10 protein-coding genes and 11 pseudogenes are annotated in these 20,441 nt (G+C 59.8%); 9 read left to right on the plus strand and 12 right to left on the minus strand.

Translation table 11 applies throughout. The features are described 5' to 3' along the window. Positions 1-169 precede the first annotated feature (169 nt). From HB778_RS42215 to HB778_RS36550, 3 genes and pseudogenes are all read right to left on the minus strand, one after another. Positions 170-436: pseudogene (locus HB778_RS42215) on the minus strand (IS6 family transposase); the annotation flags it as partial. A gap of 67 nt (positions 437-503) precedes the next feature. Further along, positions 504-1,053, minus strand: a pseudogene (locus HB778_RS36545) (alpha/beta hydrolase family protein); the annotation flags it as partial. A gap of 32 nt (positions 1,054-1,085) precedes the next feature. Further along, positions 1,086-1,361, minus strand: coding sequence for a hypothetical protein (locus tag HB778_RS36550; protein ID WP_183454717.1), 276 nt, complete (start codon positions 1,359-1,361; stop codon positions 1,086-1,088). Positions 1,362-2,154: 793 nt separating this feature from the next. Between HB778_RS36550 and HB778_RS36555 the strand changes: the two genes are divergently transcribed. After that, positions 2,155-3,138, plus strand: a complete 984-nt coding sequence (locus HB778_RS36555) for an IS5 family transposase (RefSeq protein ID WP_183454911.1) — start codon at positions 2,155-2,157, stop codon at positions 3,136-3,138. A gap of 33 nt (positions 3,139-3,171) precedes the next feature. On the opposite strand, the gene HB778_RS36560 is transcribed toward HB778_RS36555, so the two are convergent. Next, positions 3,172-3,468 (minus strand): hypothetical protein, encoded by a 297-nt coding sequence (locus HB778_RS36560; protein ID WP_244662107.1) that lies wholly within the window; start codon positions 3,466-3,468, stop codon positions 3,172-3,174. Between the two features lie 121 nt (positions 3,469-3,589). On the opposite strand from HB778_RS36560, the pseudogene HB778_RS36565 reads away from it, so the two are divergent. The 3 genes and pseudogenes from HB778_RS36565 to HB778_RS36575 all read left to right on the plus strand — a co-directional run. Beyond that, positions 3,590-4,476 (plus strand): annotated as a pseudogene (locus HB778_RS36565) (IS5 family transposase). Between the two features lie 567 nt (positions 4,477-5,043). Further along, positions 5,044-8,871: a Ulp1 family isopeptidase gene (locus HB778_RS36570; protein WP_244662108.1), complete on the plus strand. Its 3,828-nt coding sequence runs from the start codon at positions 5,044-5,046 to the stop codon at positions 8,869-8,871. Between the two features lie 247 nt (positions 8,872-9,118). Continuing rightward, positions 9,119-9,340 (plus strand): annotated as a pseudogene (locus tag HB778_RS36575) (IS6 family transposase); the annotation flags it as partial. Positions 9,341-9,394: 54 nt separating this feature from the next. Here HB778_RS36575 and HB778_RS36580 read toward each other — a convergent pair. The 3 pseudogenes from HB778_RS36580 to HB778_RS43650 all read right to left on the minus strand — a co-directional run. After that, positions 9,395-10,381 (minus strand): annotated as a pseudogene (locus HB778_RS36580) (IS5 family transposase). A gap of 325 nt (positions 10,382-10,706) precedes the next feature. Next, positions 10,707-11,736 (minus strand): annotated as a pseudogene (locus tag HB778_RS36585) (IS110 family transposase). Positions 11,737-11,829: 93 nt separating this feature from the next. Continuing rightward, a pseudogene (locus HB778_RS43650) lies at positions 11,830-11,919 on the minus strand (IS6 family transposase); the annotation flags it as partial. Positions 11,920-12,249: 330 nt separating this feature from the next. Between HB778_RS43650 and HB778_RS36590 the strand changes: the two are divergent. Next, complete coding sequence (locus HB778_RS36590) at positions 12,250-13,233, plus strand: IS5 family transposase (protein WP_183465540.1); 984 nt, start codon at positions 12,250-12,252, stop codon at positions 13,231-13,233. Positions 13,234-13,474: 241 nt separating this feature from the next. On the opposite strand, the pseudogene HB778_RS36595 reads toward HB778_RS36590, so the two are convergent. The 3 genes and pseudogenes from HB778_RS36595 to HB778_RS36605 form a co-directional block, all read right to left on the minus strand. After that, positions 13,475-13,937: pseudogene (locus HB778_RS36595) on the minus strand (IS6 family transposase); the annotation flags it as partial. 84 nt (positions 13,938-14,021) lie between these two features. Continuing rightward, the gene (locus tag HB778_RS36600; RefSeq protein WP_183454725.1) at positions 14,022-14,333 is read right to left on the minus strand and encodes a type II toxin-antitoxin system RelE/ParE family toxin; all 312 of its coding nucleotides are present in this window, start codon (positions 14,331-14,333) and stop codon (positions 14,022-14,024) included. Continuing rightward, positions 14,330-14,602 (minus strand): type II toxin-antitoxin system ParD family antitoxin, encoded by a 273-nt coding sequence (locus HB778_RS36605; RefSeq protein WP_183454727.1) that lies wholly within the window; start codon positions 14,600-14,602, stop codon positions 14,330-14,332. The genes HB778_RS36600 and HB778_RS36605 overlap by 4 nt, the downstream gene beginning before the upstream one ends. A 384-nt stretch (positions 14,603-14,986) precedes the next feature. Here HB778_RS36605 and HB778_RS36610 point away from each other — a divergent pair. Next, positions 14,987-15,823, plus strand: a pseudogene (locus tag HB778_RS36610) (IS5 family transposase); the annotation flags it as partial. A 28-nt stretch (positions 15,824-15,851) separates the two neighbouring features. Here the strand turns inward: HB778_RS36610 and HB778_RS36615 are convergent. Next, positions 15,852-16,211 (minus strand): annotated as a pseudogene (locus HB778_RS36615) (transposase); the annotation flags it as partial. A 431-nt stretch (positions 16,212-16,642) separates the two neighbouring features. Between HB778_RS36615 and HB778_RS36620 the strand changes: the two are divergent. The 3 genes from HB778_RS36620 to HB778_RS36630 all read left to right on the plus strand — a co-directional run bounded on the left by HB778_RS36620 (position 16,643) and on the right by HB778_RS36630 (position 18,579). Next, the gene (locus HB778_RS36620; protein ID WP_183456831.1) at positions 16,643-17,257 is read left to right on the plus strand and encodes an ISAs1 family transposase; all 615 of its coding nucleotides are present in this window, start codon (positions 16,643-16,645) and stop codon (positions 17,255-17,257) included. Then, complete coding sequence (locus HB778_RS36625) at positions 17,217-17,798, plus strand: ISAs1 family transposase (protein ID WP_183455035.1); 582 nt, start codon at positions 17,217-17,219, stop codon at positions 17,796-17,798. The genes HB778_RS36620 and HB778_RS36625 overlap by 41 nt, the downstream gene beginning before the upstream one ends. 124 nt (positions 17,799-17,922) lie before the next feature. Then, positions 17,923-18,579, plus strand: coding sequence for a protein rhiA (locus tag HB778_RS36630; protein ID WP_244662110.1), 657 nt, complete (start codon positions 17,923-17,925; stop codon positions 18,577-18,579). Between the two features lie 480 nt (positions 18,580-19,059). Here HB778_RS36630 and HB778_RS36635 read toward each other — a convergent pair. Next, positions 19,060-20,402: pseudogene (locus tag HB778_RS36635) on the minus strand (IS1380 family transposase). Positions 20,403-20,441: the final 39 nt, after the last annotated feature.

The raw sequence follows: 20,441 nt of genomic DNA on the forward strand, positions 1-20,441 counted from the left end.
TAACGGCAGCGAACGTCTCCGGCGCGGCAGCCATGCGCTCGCGGCCGAGAAAGGTTTGCCATTGAACGCTCCAGGCCGCCGTGAATTCATCACTCAGCCCAATCGGAATATCTGCGGGCAGTGCCGTCCCCCGCCGTTCGAACGTACGCCTTACAGCCTCAATCAGGGTCTGACCGTTGATGCGAACCACGACTTCATTCAGATGCCAGACATCGTCTTTCGTCGGCGACTTGCGGCGTATGCGGCGCGCATAATCAGGGCCGTGCTTTCGGCACCATCGGCGGATGGTCTCGTAGGAAACGACGATCCCGCGTTCGAGCAGCATTTCCTCGACATCGCGCAGGCTCAGATTGAAGTCGAAGTAGAGCCAGACAGCACGCGCCACGATTTCGATCGGATAGCGGTGGTTCTTGTAGGTCGGTGCACTCACGGTCATGGGCGCGCGGCTACCTCAATTTCCTTACCCCTCAATCAATGTGACACCACCACTTCTGCAACTCGATTCATGTGGCGTTCCAGTTGGGTGGGGTCTGCCCGAGGATGTTGTGAACGAAGAACTGCAGGAGTTTGTACTGGCGATGGGTGCCTGGCGCACCGTGATCGGCGCCAGGCACGTAGACCATGTCGCAATCTTTTCCCGCCTTGATGAGCCGGTCGGCAAGCTGGAAAGCGGAGGTCGGGTCGACATTGTGGTCCATTTCGCCGACGACGATCATCGGCTTGCCCTGCAGCCTGTGAGCATTGTCGATGGAGGAGGATTGCGAATATTCAATGCCGACTGGCCCTGCGTCCATCAGTTTTTCCAGGCAACATCATGAAAGGCGCGCGAGCGGTGTTGGTACCCATGCCATCGATCTGCACAACGACGAAGCCCAACTGCGTGAGCGGCTCTGTCCGCCTTGAGAAGGATTTTGGCACGAAAGAGCCATGCGGCCCGGCGTAGATATCCTCCATCACCGGGTATTTCTTCGTCGGATCGAAATTGGCTGGCAGGTGGATCACGCCCCAGATATCAGTCTTGCCGTCTCGCCCCTTGGCGTGGAAGCTGAGTGGCGCCAGACGGGCCTGATCGAAGGCGGGCTGCTTCACACCCGTGGCAGCATCGACCCGCATGAACTGCTGCTCGCCGTGGCTAGTCCGGCGCGGTATATGAACGCGTCGGGAGTCAGCCAGAACGGCCCCTCGGGGACATTCACGGTGAGCCCGCCATAGCGATCGTTTATCGTCAGTGCCCGCTCAAAATCGCTCAGCGCCAGCGGCGGAGGTGCACCATTCGGACCATTGTCCAGCGCCCGAGCGGTTACCGATCCCGATGCCCCTTGAATTAATAGCGCGAGCGTCAAAGCGCCGGTTTTGTACATATCTGTTCACCTCTTTGGGTTTTCGGAAGACGCATGTTTGGATTTGGCTTCTCATCGCCGGTCTGCAGCAGCGAGCGCCGAGCGTCTTCGGAGGAGCCTGCACGCGGGTGCAGCCGGGGCCGCAGTCACCATGACAGGGCGCTCTTTGAGGACATCCAGGAACTGGTCGGGTGGACCAGATTGAAGAGTTGGCATCCGCGCCGATAACAACTGCCTATGCAGCCCTGACTCGACTATTCCTCGGCGAGTACGGCCTCTTCCTTTTCTGCATCTGGATGGTCCTGCTGTAGTAAGGCCGGATGTCGCCCCGGCAGAAATCATTGTGCTAACATTTTCGATATCATCGGTCCGTGACGCGTTACTGATGACCGGGAGCAATATGCGTGCCAAAGGAAAAACTCGTTGAATTATAAGGCAATCGATCGAACCGGCTATGTCGCATCTCCAACATCGTCGTACATCGGACAATGCCAGGCGACATGTCACGGGTGTCGTGTTGCCTCACCTAATTTTGTTACCGAGTGCCTCATCAGGAATGTTACCCGCAGCAAGACGTGCGGGATTTGGCGCGACGTATGGTGCAAGGCCGCTGACCTCGCCGATAAGCCGCTGCACGGCTTGTCGGCGCCACTCTCTTACTCGCTTTTGCAACGTGTGAAGCTGTCGCAAGGGTGCTGTCACATTGATTGAGGGGTAAGGAAATTGAGGTAGCAGCGGAGCGTTGGTGCATGGATCTTTTGTCAACGGTTTGGCGATAGGCAGGCAGGATCGAAATCAGCTTGATTTGAGTGCCATGCCGTACAAACACAACGCAGATCGTCGTCATCACGTCGGAAAGATGACATTCAGGGTGACGAATTGGCGTGACTACGAAGCAGGTCTGCGCCGGCGTGGTAGCCTGACCTTATGGGTAACGCCGGAGGCACTGGCGGGATGGCGCGCTCCGCGACGCAAGACCCGCGGCGGCCAAGCCCGGTATTCCGATCTCGCCATTGAGACAGCGCTGACGCTGGGTTGCGTCTTCGCAATGCGGCTGCGCCAGACCGAGGGATTGCTTCACTCGCTGCTGGATCTCATGGGGCTGAAAGTCCCAGTTCCAGATCATACGACGCTGAGCCGTCGGGCACAGAAGTGGGAGCCATCAGCCCGACGAAACCCGCCGCTGCCGGACGGCCCGCTGCATGTGCTTGTCGATAGCACGGGATTGAAAGTCTACGGCGCCGGGCAATGGCTGGAGCAGAAACATGGCGCCAGATCACGTCGCAACTGGCGCAAGCTGCATCTGGCAGTGGATGCCAAAAGTGGCGCGATCATTGCCCAAAGGCTGACAGATCAGGACACGGATGATCCTTCCCAGGTGGCACCGCTTCTCGATCAGATCGACGGCGAGATCGACCAGTTCACAGCCGACGGAGCCTATGACGGCAAGCCAACCTATCGGTCTATCCTGCAGCACAGCGCAACCGCGAACATCGTCATTCCACCGCGTTCCACGGCGGTGGAAAGCCGTGATGCCGGACCGCCTGGTCAAAGGGACAAGCACATTGCCGCAATCGCAAGCGACGGTCGGCTGAAATGGCAGGCAGCCACCGGCTACGGCAAGCGGGCGCTGAGCGAAACAGCCATCGGACGATACAAGGGGCTGATCGGACGGCGCCTGCGAGCACGCTCTCTTCCGGCTCAACAGACCGAGGTTGCCATCGGTTGCATCGTTCTCAACCGCATGCTGGCATGGGCACGCCCGGAGTCTATCCGGCGTCAAGTCACGCAGGCATAACCAACTACATTAAAGATCGAAATGCGTTCGATTTCATATCCGCGCACCAACGCCCAGTAGATGTCGAAGAGCGGCGGTATCTCCAAGCTTTGGCCGCTGCGCTCGGTCCAGCAAATAACGCCCAGGATGGTCTCCACTTATGTCGCTTAGCTCAATCCCCTTTTGCCCGAGCCACTTGCTAAAGCCTGCGGCCAGCAGCACCTGGTTCCTCATGGAAACAAGACCGTAGCCTCGATCACCGAGCCATTCGGCAAACGGAACGATATAACTCGCCACCGGGCCCTCTGGTGGCCGCGACAACGCCAAATCATCATTGATGAAACACTTCATTGTTTGCTCCCTTTCCAAGCTGGATTGCCGGAAGGGCTACAAACTATCTCTACATGTTATCGCATAAACCCTTGGATTCGTGGGCAGAACTCTAGCTACCCGACATAGTCGGGCGGGGTAGATAGTGACCCTGTGGGTGACGCCGAAAGCCCTGTCCAGGTGGCAAGCGCCAAGACGCAAGACACGTGGCGGCCAGCACCGCTATTCTGATCTGGCGATCGAGACCACCTTGACGCTGGGCCTTGTGTTTGGCCTGCGGCTGCGCCAGGCAGAAGGCTTGCTGGAATCGGTGCTGCAACTGATGGGGCTGGCGCTCGCTGTCCCCGATCATACCACCCTGAGCCGTCGGGCGCGGAAATGGCAATCGCCCAACAAACGGCATGATCGCCAGGTTGCGCCGGAGGGACCAGTGCATGTTCTTGTCGACAGCACCGGCCTGCAGGTCTACGGCGCGGGTCAGTGGCTGGAGGAGAAGCACGGCGCCAGATCCCGTCGCAGTTGGCGCAAGCTGCATCTGGCACTGGATGCCGACAGCGGCGAGATCATTGCCCATACCCTGACTGATCAGGACACTGGCGATGTCTCTCAAGTGAGCCACTACTCGACCAGATTGGCGGTCCGATCGGACAGTTTACTGCTGACGGCGCCTATGACGGAAAACCGACTTACGACGCAGTCATCGATCACAGCGCTGCCGCCGCAATCGTCATTCCGCCTCGCGTCAACGCGGTCGAACCATTCGACGATAGACCTGCCGGCCAAAGGGACCAGCATATCGCCGCAATCGGCAGAGACGGCCGGATGAAATGGCAGGTCTCCAACGGTTATGGCAAACGCTCGCTGGTCGAGACCGCCATAGGGCGATACAAGTCCACCATCGGGCGGCGTTTGCGGGCACGGTCGCTTCCCGTTCAGCAGACCGAAGTCGCCATCGGCTGCGCCGTCCTCAACCGCATGCTTGCCTGCGCACGCCCGAAATCCGCCCGCCGCAAGGCGGCCACAGCATAGTCTGCCGCTTCAAAGATCGACATCCGCTCAAGTCCGGACCCATGCACCAACGCCGTTGCGATGGCTTCTCGTGTTGCTCTGGTGGGAGCTACCGTCGTCAGGTAGCGGTTCCAGCGCTCCGGCTCTCAAGAAATTCTTAGCCGCGACTTCCTCTGGCGTTTCGCCAACAAGCTCCTTGCAAATCCGAACGGATTCGATCCCGCGATCGAGGCCGACTTCCGAAGCCTCTTGTCCGAGGCCACCTTGAAGAGCGCTGCCACGCCAACGCCGCCGCTTCATCAGCCACGATCGCGGGATCGAATCCGTTCGGATTTGCAAGGAGCTTCATTGCGTCAACCGCATCGTTGTCTTCGACGGTCATGAAGGCAGCGCGCCTTCAGACTGAAATCGTCTTCATTAGCCGCTGGGCTTGAACGTCTGAGCCCTCCGGCAAAACACCGAAGGGTTGCCGAAAACTTTGCAGCACATCCGTCTTAGCGGGCACTTGTCGTCAGGTTCTCGACAGCTTCTCTATGTCAGATGCAAGCCCAGCTTCAAACGCGCTTATATTGCTGAAAGTGAGAACGGATGGATTTCACCTCAACCAAGCGGGTGCGCGGACAATCGAACAGGGCCGGCCTGCAAGATAGCTCACGTGCGGCTCCGTTCGCAGGTGCGGCCGCGTTTGAGCGGCAACTGAGCGAGATCGCCAATTCAGGTGGAGGTGGTGGAGCAATGCCGACCGGCTCGGCGCCGCAGCCGCCTCAGTTTGTGAAAAGGCTCAGCAATCGCCCTCTTCACCCCGGGGATTCTGAGTCTATTTCGGCCCTTGAGGCGGCCCTCATCAAGGGCAACGCCGCCGAGAACACCACCAAGTTCTATTTAGGTTCTCTTCTCCGCTTTGGCCACTGGCTTTTCGTAAACAACAAAGACACCATTAAGGATCGGCTCGATCACGAGTCGCTGGCCGATGATGCGCGCGAGTTCATCGGAAAGCGTAATCCCAAGACACTCCTTACGGCAATAGATCATCTCCGGACCTCGCAGTCGACGGGCGGAATCGTGCCGATCGCAGGCTGCGCTGAGTTGATTCCGTATCCTCAGGATGTGGCCCTGATCGATGAGTACAAAAACGAAGTGGCGACAAATACCGGCAAGAGGTATGCAGCTGATCTTAGGAGCTTCAGTGACTACCTGCGTCAAAACAACAAGGAGGGCATTGCTGGTCGGCTTTCCGGCAAGAAGCTGGATGGAGATGTCAAGGGCTATAAAGAGGACGCCGGTGGTCATCGGAACATCGGTTACGCACTGACTGATCTCCGAAAATCGCAGGCCGGCGTTAAAGCGATGGAGCTCGAGCGCCGGGTTCCCCTCGTTCCTATTCCCGTGGACGCGGCACTGATGGAGCCGACGCGGGTCGGCGAGGCGATTGCGCAGCACAGCGCGTCGCAGGAAGCTGTCAGTTGGCCAAAGGAGCTTCGGGCACAGCAGGATAATCAACCAGCCCCGTCATTTTTCATCGCTCCAGGGAAGTTGCCCGCTGGGCCGGATAACCTTAACAGCATCGGGGCGGGCGCTTTCGGAGCAGCCGGCTCTCGGCACGCTGGGGTTCAGGCTGCCGCCCGGCCGTCGTTAGCGCTTAGCGAACAGCAGATTCGCCGCTCGCCTGGCGCGCCTGGCGCGCCTGACAGGGGCAACCTCCTGCCAACCGAGTGGGTCAACATCAACAATGAACATTCCACAGCGCTGTTGAGGCCAGCGAAGCGGCAGAGGAACCTGAATGCGCCGCCAGCCGTCGCCATTCAGCAGCAGCTGAGCGGGATCGGCAATTTAGGCGGCCGCAGGCCGATCCAGCCCTCCACCTACGAGGTGGGCGCATTGATGCCCGGGAGCGAGTCCGAATACATCCCAAGGCTGCAGTCGGAGCCTAGAGGCATCGGAGGCGCCACTGCGCAGCACAGTGCCCCGCATGACGCTATCGCTTCGCGATCCGTCGTTCCTATGGAAGATTACGATCAGGATCTACTTTGGGAGGGAGTGGATAAGGCCGGCCCACTGCCATCTCTAGGGTCAAGTGCGAGCCATTATCAGCCGCCGGCTTCTGCAGGAGCCGTTCATGCTTTGAACGGGCGCCACGACTACCAGTCGGCCGCGGACGAGTTGGCCGGGAGCAACGTCCTGCCGAGGCGGCAGGACGGCGGGTTCGAGGCAATGGTCCATCAGAATCCGCCCACACCATTCGAGCTCAATGCTTGGGTTCCAGCGCCTGATTTTCCGCCGCCGTTTACCGGGCCAGTACCGGTTCATCACCAGGGCGCTCGACAACCCGGCGCGCCGCAGGGGCTTTCTCCCGTGCCAGCCTCCTCGGACGATGAAGCTTTGGCGTGGTTGGGCGAGGAGTTGGTGCAGCGGCGGATCCAAGAACCGGCGTTACCATCAGCGGCCCACTTGCCCGTGCAAAGTTTCGGTGAGGAGCGGCTTTTGGGTAGTGCCGCGGATCGGGCCGATGAGGATGGCGCGCCGGCGAAGAGGCAGAGGACACTAAACAATCGGCAAGAAGTCGCCGTTCAGGGGCTGCTGAGCGAAAGCGGTAATTCAAGCGCTCGCGTGCTGATGCAGCCCGCCACCTGGTTGCGGCCCGCTGTCAACGAAGCGCAGATCGGGCGGGGCCGAATCAACAACCCTGATGCGCCGGAGAAAGATCTTGACGGATTCAAGCGTCCTTCCAATGTGACCCAAAATTCAACACTGGTTACCGTGGGTGGCGACAGGCGTGCTCTTTGTTCCAAAGATGCGTCCCTTATCGGAGTGCTGGAGGAAGCGCTCCGCAAGGGCAAGGTAGCGGAGACCACCTTCAAGTACAATGTAAATCCTCTTTTGCAGTTCGCTCGTTGGCTCGTTGACAGCGGAAAGCAGGGCTTTGCTACTCGCCTTGACGAGGCGTCACTGAAACAGGATTTGAAGCAGTACGAGCGATCGGGTGGTCCGTCCCTCGAAGCGTCGATGCGCCATGTCAAGACTGCGAAGGCCGGCGGCGTGCCAATTGCAGGACACGCTCTCCGCAATCCCTATCCCCAGGACGAAGCCCTCATCAAACTGTACAATGCAACTCCGTCTGCGAAAAACGCCGACAGAGATAGAGTCATGAGGTACTCATCTGCTCTTAGACGTTTTAGTGATTTCCTGCAGAAAAATGGAAAGACGGGCATTGCCGCTCGGCTCAACGACAAGACGCTGGATGATGACGCCAAGCTCTATCCCGGTGGTTACATAGGGATCCGCGCCGCGCTGGTGCAACTGCGGCAATCGGGCGCTGGAGAGTTGGGATCTGGGGGCCATATTGCCCCTGTTCCTCGTCCCGAAGACGCGGTCGCGAGGCGCGTCGGGGAAGCTGCTGCGCCAGCGCCCTCTGCCCGGGCTCGCTCCGACATTTTCGGCGGCCTTCAATCTTTTGTTGATCTGAATGCGCCCACGCCGTCCGACTTGCGTGATGATGCTCATTCTGCACCGGTGCGTCCGCGCGGGCAGATGCTCCGCGACACGGAGTGGCAGCCCATGATGCACGGGACAGGGTCCGCCGCCGTCCCGGGGGCGGGAGGGTCCGATGACGTTCAGCCCGTCCATCGCGGTCGACTTTCGCCGATGAGTGAAGCTGCGCCAGCGCCACCGGCAAGGGCTCCCCAACCCGCCTCGCCAGTGACGGCCGGGCTGTCAGACACCTATCGCGGTGTTCCCGTGGTTGATCTGACCGCCTCCTCCGATGCTGAGATCGAAGCCTTGGATGCGACCGCATTGGCCGAGGCGACGGTGCTCGGCGCCACCGAACACCTGAGCGACGCCCATATCGGCAGGGATTACCTGTTGCTGGAGCAGGAACTGCAGGGGGCCAATCCAGCGCTCGCCGCCCGGACGCGGCTGCTGGAAGGGCTGATATCCGTGCAACTGCGTTCGCCCCACCTGGACGAGCAGCAGGTGCAAAGCAGATTGCAGGGCATCTATGGTCGCGACAACGACACAGCCGACTTCCTGTTCCTGCCGGTGAACAATGCCAGTCCTGATGATCTTAGTTCCCTCGGCACCCATTGGTCACTGCTGTTCGTTGATCGCCGCAACCGGGAAAGAGCGGTCGCCTATCACTACGACTCCGCCGGGCACTGCAACCGCCGCATTGCACAACAGCTAGCAGAAATCATGAAGGCTACCCTGGTGACACCCGCCATGGCCCAGCAGGACAACCTTGTTGATTGCGGCGTCTATGTGCTGGACGGCACGTGGGCGCTGGTTGGACGATTGATCGGCGGGGAGGGGCCGGACCACCAGCCGCTGCCCCTTGACGACCTCGTCGCTGATCGGCAGGCGCTGCAAGACCGGCTGAGGAGGCGTTTGCCGCACGAGGAAGAGCCCCGGCAGCTGTGAATGATGAAACCGCCTTCCCATCAATGATGGAATTCGAGCCAGCGGAACTCCGGCGACGGCATCGTAAACTTAACGTGCCAAGGCCAAGGAGAGGGCATCGCGTTGAAAGTACGCCAAACAACGCGGCCTTTATCAACCAAAGACAGCTACGGCCGATTTGAAGGTGATGCCGCCATCGGGGATGTGTCGCAAACTTTTCGGTAACTTGACTGGGGCATGACAGCTCTTCGATTTTCGGGAGCGCTCAATGTTCAAAGGCAGGCACTTCGATCGATCCGTGATCCTTCAGTGCGTGCGGTGGTATCTGGCCTACAATCTGAGCTTGCGTGATCTGGAAGAGATGATGGCCGAGCGAGGCCTGAACGTCGACCACTCCACCGTGCATCGTTGGGTCGTCCACTTCTCGCCCCAGCTTCTGGAGCGTTTCAACAAACGCAAGCGGACCGTCACCGGCAAGTGGCATATGGACGGCGTTGGTGCATGGGTCCGGACTTGAGCGGATGTCGATCTTTGAAGCGGCAGACTATGCTGTGGCCGCCTTGCGGCGGGCGGATTTCGGGCGTGCGCAGGCAAGCATGCGGTTGAGGACGGCGCAGCCGATGGCGACTTCGGTCTGCTGAACGGGAAGCGACCGTGCCCGCAAACGCCGCCCGATGGTGGACTTGTATCGCCCTATGGCGGTCTCGACCAGCGAGCGTTTGCCATAACCGTTGGAGACCTGCCATTTCATCCGGCCGTCTCTGCCGATTGCGGCGATATGCTGGTCCCTTTGGCCGGCAGGTCTATCGTCGAATGGTTCGACCGCGTTGACGCGAGGCGGAATGACGATTGCGGCGGCAGCGCTGTGATCGATGACTGCGTCGTAAGTCGGTTTTCCGTCATAGGCGCCGTCAGCAGTAAACTGTCCGATCGGACCGCCAATCTGGTCGAGTAGTGGCTCACTTGAGAGACATCGCCAGTGTCCTGATCAGTCAGGGTATGGGCAATGATCTCGCCGCTGTCGGCATCCAGTGCCAGATGCAGCTTGCGCCAACTGCGACGGGATCTGGCGCCGTGCTTCTCCTCCAGCCAGACCCGCGCCGTAGACCTGCAGGCCGGTGCTGTCGACAAGAACATGCACTGGTCCCTCCGGCGCAACCTGGCGATCATGCCGTTTGTTGGGCGATTGCCATTTCCGCGCCCGACGGCTCAGGGTGGTATGATCGGGGACAGCGAGCGCCAGCCCCATCAGTTGCAGCACCGATTCCAGCAAGCCTTCTGCCTGGCGCAGCCGCAGGCCAAACACAAGGCCCAGCGTCAAGGTGGTCTCGATCGCCAGATCAGAATAGCGGTGCTGGCCGCCACGGGTCTTGCGTCTTGGCGCTTGCCACCTGGACAGGGCTTCCGGCGTCACCCACAGGGTCAAACTGCCGCGATGACGAAGTCCTGCCTCATATTCTGGCCAGTTCGTCACCCTGAACTTCATCTTCTCAATATGATGGCGGCGGCTGGTATTGTGTTTGAAAGGCATGGCTACGCTACAAAGGCTATTGCGGTTACCGCTTGCCTAAACCCACACCAATAAAAGATCCGTGCACCATGTGTAGACGCCCGTTTGGCAAGAGGAATCTTTAGTTGGCATTGCGCGTTGTCGGGTGCTGACATGTGTCCGGCCTGTGTTGCGGCTTTCACACATGCCGCGGGCCCTTATGGTGTTCGCAGGTCAGGTCCAAATCAACGCCGCGTGCTCTTGAGACACTTTGGTGCACACTGGTTTTCCTGATCCCGTCTCACGACCGTTGCGCCATACTTCCGATGATCTCTCTCGCTGCGACGTCCCCTCGGTTACGTTGGCTTTAGACCGCAGCAACCGGAGCTCTGTATATTCCTCCCTTGGCCATGATAGCCCAGATCATTCGCGCCATCTTGTTGGCAAGCGCCACCCTCACCAGCATCGGTGGTTTATGCGCCAGCATCTTGGCCAGCCACGTGCCTGGTGTTGCACCCTTGCGGGCGGGCGCGCCACACAAGCTCGCTATTGGCCCCTATGATCAGGAGCCGCCGCAGAGATCGATCCCCCATCTTCGTCGTGGAGCCGAGACGCTGTTTGCCGCCTGTCGAATGTTGTCGCGGCACAAGCCCAAGCCATGCGGCGAAGTCCCGCCCACGTTTGAAGGTTTCAGGCGATGGCGCCAGAGCCACCAGTGCGGTGGCAATCAATGGGCCAATTCCGGGAACTGTCATCAACCGGCGTGCGGTCTCATCTTCACGAGCCCGGCGCACAATCTGTGCATCCAGCACGCGAATCTGATCATTCAGTTGGGACAAGCTTGCTGTCAGAAACCGCAGAGCAGTCCGCGCAGTTTCTGGAAGAGCCGTTTGCGGATCCTCAATCATCGCAATCAGTTTCGAAGCGAAGCTTAAACCCTGCGGCACGACTTCACCAAATTCCGCAAGGTGGCCGCGCAGCGCATTGATGGTCTGCGTGCGCTGCCGGATCAGCAGATCGCGGGTGCGCAACACCACTGCTGCGGCTTGTCTTTCTTCGCTCTTCACGGCAACAAAGCGCATCGTTGGTCGTTGCGCCGCCTCGCAGATCGCCTCAGCATCAGCCATGTCGTTCTTCTGCCGCTTCAAAAAGGGCTTCACGTAGGCCGGTGGGATCATACGGACTTCGTGTCCCAAATGCCCTATCTCACGCGCCCAGAAATGCGAGCTTCCGCAGGCTTCCATCGCAACCAGGCACCGTGGCAGGCCACCAAAGAATTTCAAAACCCGCCCGCGCCGCAATTGCTTGCGAAACACAACAGCACCTGTTTCGTCAGCCCCGTGGACCTGAAACACGTTCTTGGCTAAATCCAAACCGATCGTACGAACTTCGCTCATGATGCCCATCTCCAATGGTGGTTTAAACAACTCCACTTTGCCACACACTGCGGTCGTCGCGGGCGTCTACACCATCAACGCCTGACAGCACCTCAAGGGGAACCTGTAGTAGAGCCAGACTGCATGGGCGATGATCTGCGGCGCGAAACGATGGCGCTTGTAGCTGACGGTTGCGGCGTTCATGCCGTCGCGTTATGCCGCAAATCCCTGACCGCGAGTTAAGTTGATAACGCCGACAGAACAGTTGCGTCAAGGCGAATCGTGCGGCGCGCGGCCATGCGGTGGACATGGTTTTCTCTTCAAGCAATGCCCGCAAAAAACGTCTTCGTTGGCTCGTTCAGCATCGCCGAAATCTGCGAGCGCGATGGCGCACCCCACCAGTCGCACAAATTGAGATAGCCGAGATCGCTTGCACTGTCACCGAATCCGATCGCTGGAGCGTTGGTGCATGGATCTTTTGTCAACGGTTTGGCGATAGGCAGGCAGGATCGAAATCAGCTTGATGCGAGTGCCATGCCGTACAAACACAACGCAGATCGTCGTCATCACGTCGGAAAGATGAAATTCAGGGTGACGAATTGGCGTGACTACGAAGCAGGTCTGCGCCGGCGTGGTAGCCTGACCTTATGGGTAACGCCGGAGGCACTGGCGGGATGGCGCGCTCCGCGACGCAAGACCCGCGGCGGCCAAGCCCGGTATTCCGATCTCGCCATTGAGACAGCGCTGACGCTGGGTTGCGTCTTCGCAATGCGGCTGCGCCAGACCGAGGGATTGCTTCACTCGCTGCTGGATCTCATGGGGCTGAAAGTCCCAGTTCCAGATCATACGACGCTGAGCCGTCGGGCACAGAAGTGGGAGCCATCAGCCCGACGAAACCCGCCGCTGCCGGACGGCCCGCTGCATGTGCTTGTCGATAGCACGGGATTGAAAGTCTACGGCGCCGGGCAATGGCTGGAGCAGAAACATGGCGCCAGATCACGTCGCAACTGGCGCAAGCTGCATCTGGCAGTGGATGCCAAAAGTGGCGCGATCATTGCCCAAAGGCTGACAGATCAGGACACGGATGATCCTTCCCAGGTGGCACCGCTTCTCGATCAGATCGACGGCGAGATCGACCAGTTCACAGCCGACGGAGCCTATGACGGCAAGCCAACCTATCGGTCTATCCTGCAGCACAGCGCAACCGCGAACATCGTCATTCCACCGCGTTCCACGGCGGTGGAAAGCCGTGATGCCGGACCGCCTGGTCAAAGGGACAAGCACATTGCCGCAATCGCAAGCGACGGTCGGCTGAAATGGCAGGCAGCCACCGGCTACGGCAAGCGGGCGCTGAGCGAAACAGCCATCGGACGATACAAGGGGCTGATCGGACGGCGCCTGCGAGCACGCTCTCTTCCGGCTCAACAGACCGAGGTTGCCATCGGTTGCATCGTTCTCAACCGCATGCTGGCATGGGCACGCCCGGAGTCTATCCGGCGTCAAGTCACGCAGGCATAACCAACTACATTAAAGATCGAAATGCGTTCGATTTCATATCCGCGCACCAACGCCGCTCAAGTCCGGACCCATGCACCAACGCCCAATCGGGCTGCTTTCGGCGCGGGCCGACGACGCCGAGAATGTCGAAGCAAAAATCAAGGCGTTGTCAACTTAGCCCGGAAAATCCACGGGGGTTGGCCGATGGGCTCTGTCGCAATTCCGGGATGTGGACGGGAAGAGCGTCGCCTGGGAGCATTGATCAGGCGGTGAGCATTTCGAATTGCTCGGCAATTGACGGACTCGGATTGTAGGCGAACCTCGCCTGTCGCTTTCGCATCATGTGGACCAGCTCGATGCCGGAGAGGGTGATCTGGGCATTCTCCATAGACTTGAAGCCGAGCATGGATCGAACGCGGCGCTTGATGCGCCGGTGATCCTGTTCGATCCGTGAGGTATTGGCTCTTGCGGATATGGATCGGTGGTTTGTGTGATCGCTCCCGCAGACGGCTTTCAGTATCGCAGGAAATGATTGCCTCACGATTGGTCTGACTGCCGTCGACGACGATGCGGTTCGGGCGTCCATGGTGTGCAAGCGCCTTGCGCAGGAAGCGTTTGGCCGCCGGAAGATCACGGTGTTCGCTGAAGAAGAATTCGACCGTGTCGCCGACGCTGTCGATGGCGCGGTAAAGGTACATCCAACGGCCGCGAACCTTGATATAGGTCGCGACAGCCCCGGCTGGCCCGCTCTCTCACATAGGGCCCGTAGGGGCGGTCGGGGCTGGATGCAGAGCGCGAACGCCTGGCCCCTATTCCTCATTGTCCCGCAAGGCGGCTTCGTAGTCCTGGCCGCCATAATAGACGCCGATAATATTCACGGTGTCGTCCGCTACCTCAAACAGAATCGTCACGCGTCGGCGAAAACCAAGCGTTCGCAGGCCCGGCCGAAGATCGTCGCGCCGCGTACCTCGGTGCGGAAATGTTTGCAGATTTTCGCAATAGTCCACGATGTTATCGACATATCGCGCCGCCACGTTGGGCGACCCCACCCCGGCGATATGGGTTTCCAGCTCGTCAAGCTGTTGCTGGGCTTCCGGGGTGAAATGGACCGTATGGGTCACGCAGCGGGCCGCTTGCGCTTGTCGGCCAGGTGCTGCCGCACCTGGTCCACACTGAGCGCGCGGCCAGGATCGGCTTTCAGGTTGTCGTAGGCGGCAACGCCTTCCGTGCGCAGCCAACTCTCAAGGGCCTTGTCACGCGCCTGCAAGGCACGCAGCCCGTCGCGGATAACCTCGCTCTCGCTGGCATACTCGCCCGATGAAACCTTGGTCTTGACCATCTGCGCCATTTCGTTCGGCAACGTGACGCTGAATTGTTGCGTGCTGCGCATTGGGAACCTCCATTCATCAATCGCGCTCAATAGGATTGAACACTATCACATATAGAGCCGATCGGAAACCGCACTACCCCTCGCTGTCGATAAGCGCACTCATCGCCCGCTCGATCGTCTCCGCAAGCGTGATCTCGTGGCGGTCGGCATAGGCATAGATCAGCGTTGGTGCATGGATCCTTTGTCAACGGTTTGGCGATAGGCAGGCAGGATCGAAATCAGCTTGATGCGAGTGCCATGCCGTACAAACACAACGCAGATCGTCGTCATCACGTCGGAAAGATGAAATTCAGGGTGACGAATTGGCGCGTGACTACGAAGCAGGTCTGCGCCGGCGTGGTAGCCTGACCTTATGGGTAACGCCGGAGGCACTGGCGGGATGGCGCGCTCCGCGACGCAAACCGCGGCGGCCAAGCCCGGTATTCCGATCTCGCCATTGAGACAGCGCTGACGCTGGGTTGCGTCTTCGCAATGCGGCTGCGCCAGACCGAGGGATTGCTCCACTCGCTGCTGGATCTCATGGGGCTGAAAGTCCCAGTTCCAGATCATACGACGCTGAGCCGTCGGGCACAGAAGTGGGAGCCATCAGCCCGACGAAACCCGCCGCAGCCGGACGGCCCGCTGCATGGGCTTGTCGATAGCACGGGATTGAAAGTCTACGGCGCCGGGCAATGGCTGGAGCAGAAACATGGCGCCAGATCACGTCGCAACTGGCGCAAGCTGCATCTGGCAGTGGATGCCAAAAGTGGCGCGATCATTGCCCAAAGGCTGACAGATCAGGACACGGATGATCCTTCCCAGGTGGCACCGCTTCTCGATCAGATCGACGGCGAGATCGACCAGTTCACAGCCGACGGAGCCTATGACGGCAAGCCAACCTATCGGTCTATCCTGCAGCACAGCGCAACCGCGAACATCGTCATTCCACCGCGTTCCACGGCGGTGGAAAGCGGTGATGCCGGACCGCCTGGTCAAAGGGACAAGCACATTGCCGCAATCGCAAGCGACGGTCGGCTGAAATGGCAGGCAGCCACCGGCTACGGCAAGCGGGCGCTGAGCGAAACAGCCATCGGACGATACAAGGGGCTGATCGGACGGCGCCTGCGAGCACGCTCTCTTCCGGCTCAACAGACCGAGGTTGCCATCGGTTGCATCGTTCTCAACCGCATGCTGGCATGGGCACGCCCGGAGTCTATCCGGCGTCAAGTCACGCAGGCATAACCAACTACATTAATGATCGAAATGCGTTCGATTTCATATCCGCGCACCAACGCCGTGCCCGACGGCTCAGCGTCGTATGATCTGGAACTGGGACTTTCAGCCCCATGAGATCCAGCAGCGAGTGAAGCAATCCCTCGGTCTGGCGCAGCCGCATTGCGAAGACGCAACCCAGCGTCAGCGCTGTCTCAATGGCGAGATCGGAATACCGGGCTTGGCCGCCGCGGGTCTTGCGTCGCGGAGCGCGCCATCCCGCAAGTGCCTCCGGCGTTACCCATAAGGTCAGGCTACCACGCCGGCGCAGACCTGCTTCGTAGTCACGCCAATTCGTCACCCTGAATTTCATCTTTCCGACGTGATGACGACGATCTGCGTGGTGTTTGTACGGCATGGCACTCAAATCAAGCTGATTTCGATCCTGCCTGCCTATCGCCAAACCGTTGACAAAGGATCCATGCACCAACGCTCCGGTATGGCGAACGACAATCACGAACAGACGCAACAGCTCTCGCCGCATAACCGCCCCACATTCCTCATGCTCCCCTTCATGGGGGCGTATGAATATATTGTATAAAGGTTTATATGATTTGATAGTTTTATTTTTACTTATGACTTCCTGCGTAAAAACCATAACATCGAAATTTAACGCGTAATGCGAAGGTTTTTACGCTGATTTTACTATCAGACAATTGAGCCGTCTGGCTACCCTGCGGTGGCAGGGCTGTTCAACGCTAACATCTTTGTGATCGGCTTTGATGCGTCGCGGGCAAAAGGGCGATTCCCTCCGGGAGATTTGTCTGAATCTATGCAGGGCAACCAATCATGAGGGTTGCACCGTTGCCCGGCACATTGCTGTCATTGTTTTCGCAGATCCCCGATCCACGCCGTGGCCAGGGGCAGATGTATCCCCAGGCGCCGATCCTGCTGTTCACGGTGCTGGCGATGCTGGCCGGGGCGGTTTCGTATCGTCAGGTCCACGCCTTCATCCGCATCCATCTTGTCCGCCTGAACGGCGTGTTCGGGGTCTCGGTGCGAAAGGCCCCAGCCTACTCGACGGTGCGGTTCATCCTTCGCGGTCTCGACGGGGCGGAGGTCGAAAGGGTGTTCCGCCAGCATGCGGCCGGCCTGCCGACGCCCCCGGCCCAAGAGCCGGACGACGCCATGCCGGACGACGTCATGCCGGCGTGCGTGGCCATTGACGGCAAGACGCTGCGCGGCAGCTTCGACGCCTTCAACGATCGCAAAGCGGCGCATCTGCTGAGTGCTTTCGCCAGCGATGGTCAGATCATCCTCGGCCATCTGGCGATCGATGAGAAGAGCAACGAAATCCCCGCCGCCCAGGACTTGATCGCCACGCTGGGCCTGACCGGGCGCATGTTCACTCTCGACGCCATGCATGCCCAAAAAAACCTTCGCCGTAGCCCTGGCCACGGGTAACCATCTGCTGGTTCAACTCAAGGAGAACCAGCCCAATCTGGATGACGAGATTCGCGCCATCGTCGACAGCCGCACTCCCAGCGACACGGCCTCCTCACGCGACACAGTGCGATCCCGGCAGGAGGATCGAACCGTGGACGTCTTTCCCGTCGGCAAGGCCCTCGTCGACAGCGAATGGCAGCCCTTCGTCAAGACCATCATCCGCGTCACCCGCCAAACTTGGCTCCGCAGTGCCGCCACGGGCATGTGGCAGCCGCGCGGCGAGGTCTCATACTATATCTCCTCCGAACAGGGTCTCCCCGCCAAGACTTGGGCCGCCATCATCCGAGGCCACTGGGGCATCGAGAACCGCAACCACTATGTCCGCGACGTGTCCTGCGACGAGGACCGCAGCCGTATCCGCGACAACCCCGGCATCATGGCCAGAGCCCGCAGCTTCGCCCTCAACATCCTGCGTCACAACGGCACGAAAAACGTCGCTCAAGCCCTCTGGAACGGCGCTCTCTCCCTCGATCTCATCCTCGCTTACAAGGCTCTGTAATCAGCGTTGAACAGCCCTGCCTGCGGTGGCAATCGGACCTTGCCAATGTCGGTCCGATCATCAACCTTCAGGAAAGGGATGCCAATGTCTATTCACATCAGTTATGCCGACAAAGAGATGCCGCATGACCTGCGTGCGTCTCAGCAGGCAAAAGGCTGCGCTCGCTCAGGGAACGCAATATTCGCTGTTGCTTAAAAATCAATCCGCCCAGCCATGGACCTTTTATGTTTATCAAAAGATGCCGCAACAGGTGGCGGATGTCTTCTCTCTGGCATGGTTTTGCTCGCCATATCAGATCCGCGTCGGCGACCAGATCAGGTTCACCTGGGAAATCGACTACAATTTCGTTTGGAGCGACACCGGCCAATTGATCCCAGGTGTCGATTTTCTGGCTTCCGGCGCGAAGAATTGCAGTCCGGCCGGGAAGAATACGACGGAGTTTTCCTTAACGCCGGGACCTGGTCTTAGCGACCCGATCCAAGGGCCACCCAGCGGTTCTCTGGTCATCAACGATGGCGCCGATGTCCCGAACAACAGATTTTCAGTTGGCATCGGCATGTCCGGTACCGGTACCTATTGTGTACAAGCAGGGACCAATCTGAAGCACACATTCACACCCACGCCGAGCTATTGGGTAGCGGCGGGATCAAACTTGAGGATCGGCACGGTGCTCAACATCAACACAGTCACACAGACGGAAGAGGCGAAATTCCCGGCTGCAGTCTACAATCTCAACTGCGTGCTTCAGGGCGACAATACCTGGGATATTTCCCCGGCCTAGTCCGCCCGAAAATCCAGTTCCTGGCTTCGCGCAGAACTGTGCGGAGCCAGTGAGACGTGATCCGTAGTATTCGGGCGGTTGCACTTCCGAGGCAAACGGCGCCGCCACGCATCAAACCGTCGCTGTTCCATTCAAAGAATAGCGAAATGAGGGATGCCATCGTGTCTGCAGGAATTCCCATCGGTACCGTCTGCCCTTTCGCTGGGCAGGTACATCCCGTTACCGGCTCCAGGAATACGATCTGGGCCAACGCAGCTTGCTCAAACTCGGAATCGAAGGCAGGGACAAAAGCCGATGCCCCACTTAGCCGCCTTGATGCACGGCGATGAGGTTTTGGCGGCCTGAAGCGGCGATCTGGCCGCCGTTGCGGTGTTTTTTGACAAGCCTCGTCAGGCGCCGGCGGTGATCCGTCGTGATGGGAAGGCGGGGTTTGCAGGTTGCGGTCGGCGGGTTCGTTTCGGGGCGTCTGCGCCCCTGCGGTTATGTCGCGAGCCGCGGGATGCGGTCGAGGACGATGCGCAGAATACGCTGGTCGGGGCAGGATGTCGGCAGGTGCAGGCGGATTTGCGTTTTGATCTCGACCACCCGCGCGGCGATTTTGATGAGGCGCAATCGCAGCGTGTCGAATTGGGCGACGGCAAAGCTCGAGCGTTTCGGCATCGCAGCGCGCAGGCCCCACATCAGCCAATAGGCGCCGGCATGCAGGAAGAGCCGGAACTGGTTGGCCGTCGCTCTTGTGCAGGATGTGCGGTCGGCGGCAAGATGCGTCTTCCCAGGACTTGATGTGGTTCTCGGCCGCGCCGCGCCGGCAGTAGAGGTCCTCGTAGAGCGCCTTGGCCTTGCCACTGGCCAGATTGGTGACGATGAAGCGGGTGTCGGCTCCTTTGGCGCCGACCTCGACCCGCGCGATGATGCGCTCCACGCGGCTCCAACTGGCGGCGCCGTCAAAGAACTCCTTGAAGCGGCGGACCTTGTTCGATTTCGCCGACGCCTCAAAACGCGCCAGCGTGGTGGCTTCCAGATGCGCGACATGCTTGTGCAGGGTCGTGGTGGGCGCCAAGCCGAGGACGAAGTCGACACCGTTGGCGCGGCACCAGCCAATGACCAGTGGACTGCAATAATGGCTGTCGGCCCGGATCAGGATCCGTGTGTTCGGCCAATTGCTCCGGATCGCCCGCACCAAGGCGGCGCAGGTGGGGGCGGATCTCAGCCCCGCTCGGCCGCCTGGCCGGCCGCAGGATCGCGCTGACGAACCGGCCATCGCCATCGAACACCACGATCGGCTGGAAGCCGTATTCGTCGTAATGCGCGTTGAACAGGCGCAATTGCTGACCGCCATGCACGGCATCAAAAGTATCGTCGATATCGAGCACGATCCGCTTCGGCACCTGCCGGAAGGAAGCGCAATAGAGGTCGATCATCGCTCGCCCCATGGCGACCAGCTCCCGCACGCCGGGCAGATTCTCCAGCCGGCACAGCGTCGATTGCGAGGCCAGATCCCGACCCGACGGCAGCGCATCCTGGGCCATCTTGAAGACCGGATCGGAGCGCAGCCGGTTGGCGTCGTTGCCATCCTCGTAGCCGGCGGCGATCATCTTCATGCGAAAGCCGATCATGTCCGCCAGGCTGTGGACCACCTGGTCCGGGCAGCGCGGATCGTCGATGCAGCGCGCCAGACGCTCGGCCACCCGCAGCCGCTTTTCCACCTCGGCCAGAGCCAGAACACCGCTGTTCGACGACAGCATGCCGCCGTCAAAACGGGCGATGACGGATTTGCCGCCCACTGATGACAAACCGCTCAGCGGCAGCGTAAGATCGTTCATGGCGGGTGTGGTCTCCGGGAAATGATTCGGATCGGCCTT

The organism is Mesorhizobium huakuii, assembly GCF_014189455.1.
GTDB lineage: Bacteria > Pseudomonadota > Alphaproteobacteria > Rhizobiales > Rhizobiaceae > Mesorhizobium > Mesorhizobium huakuii_A.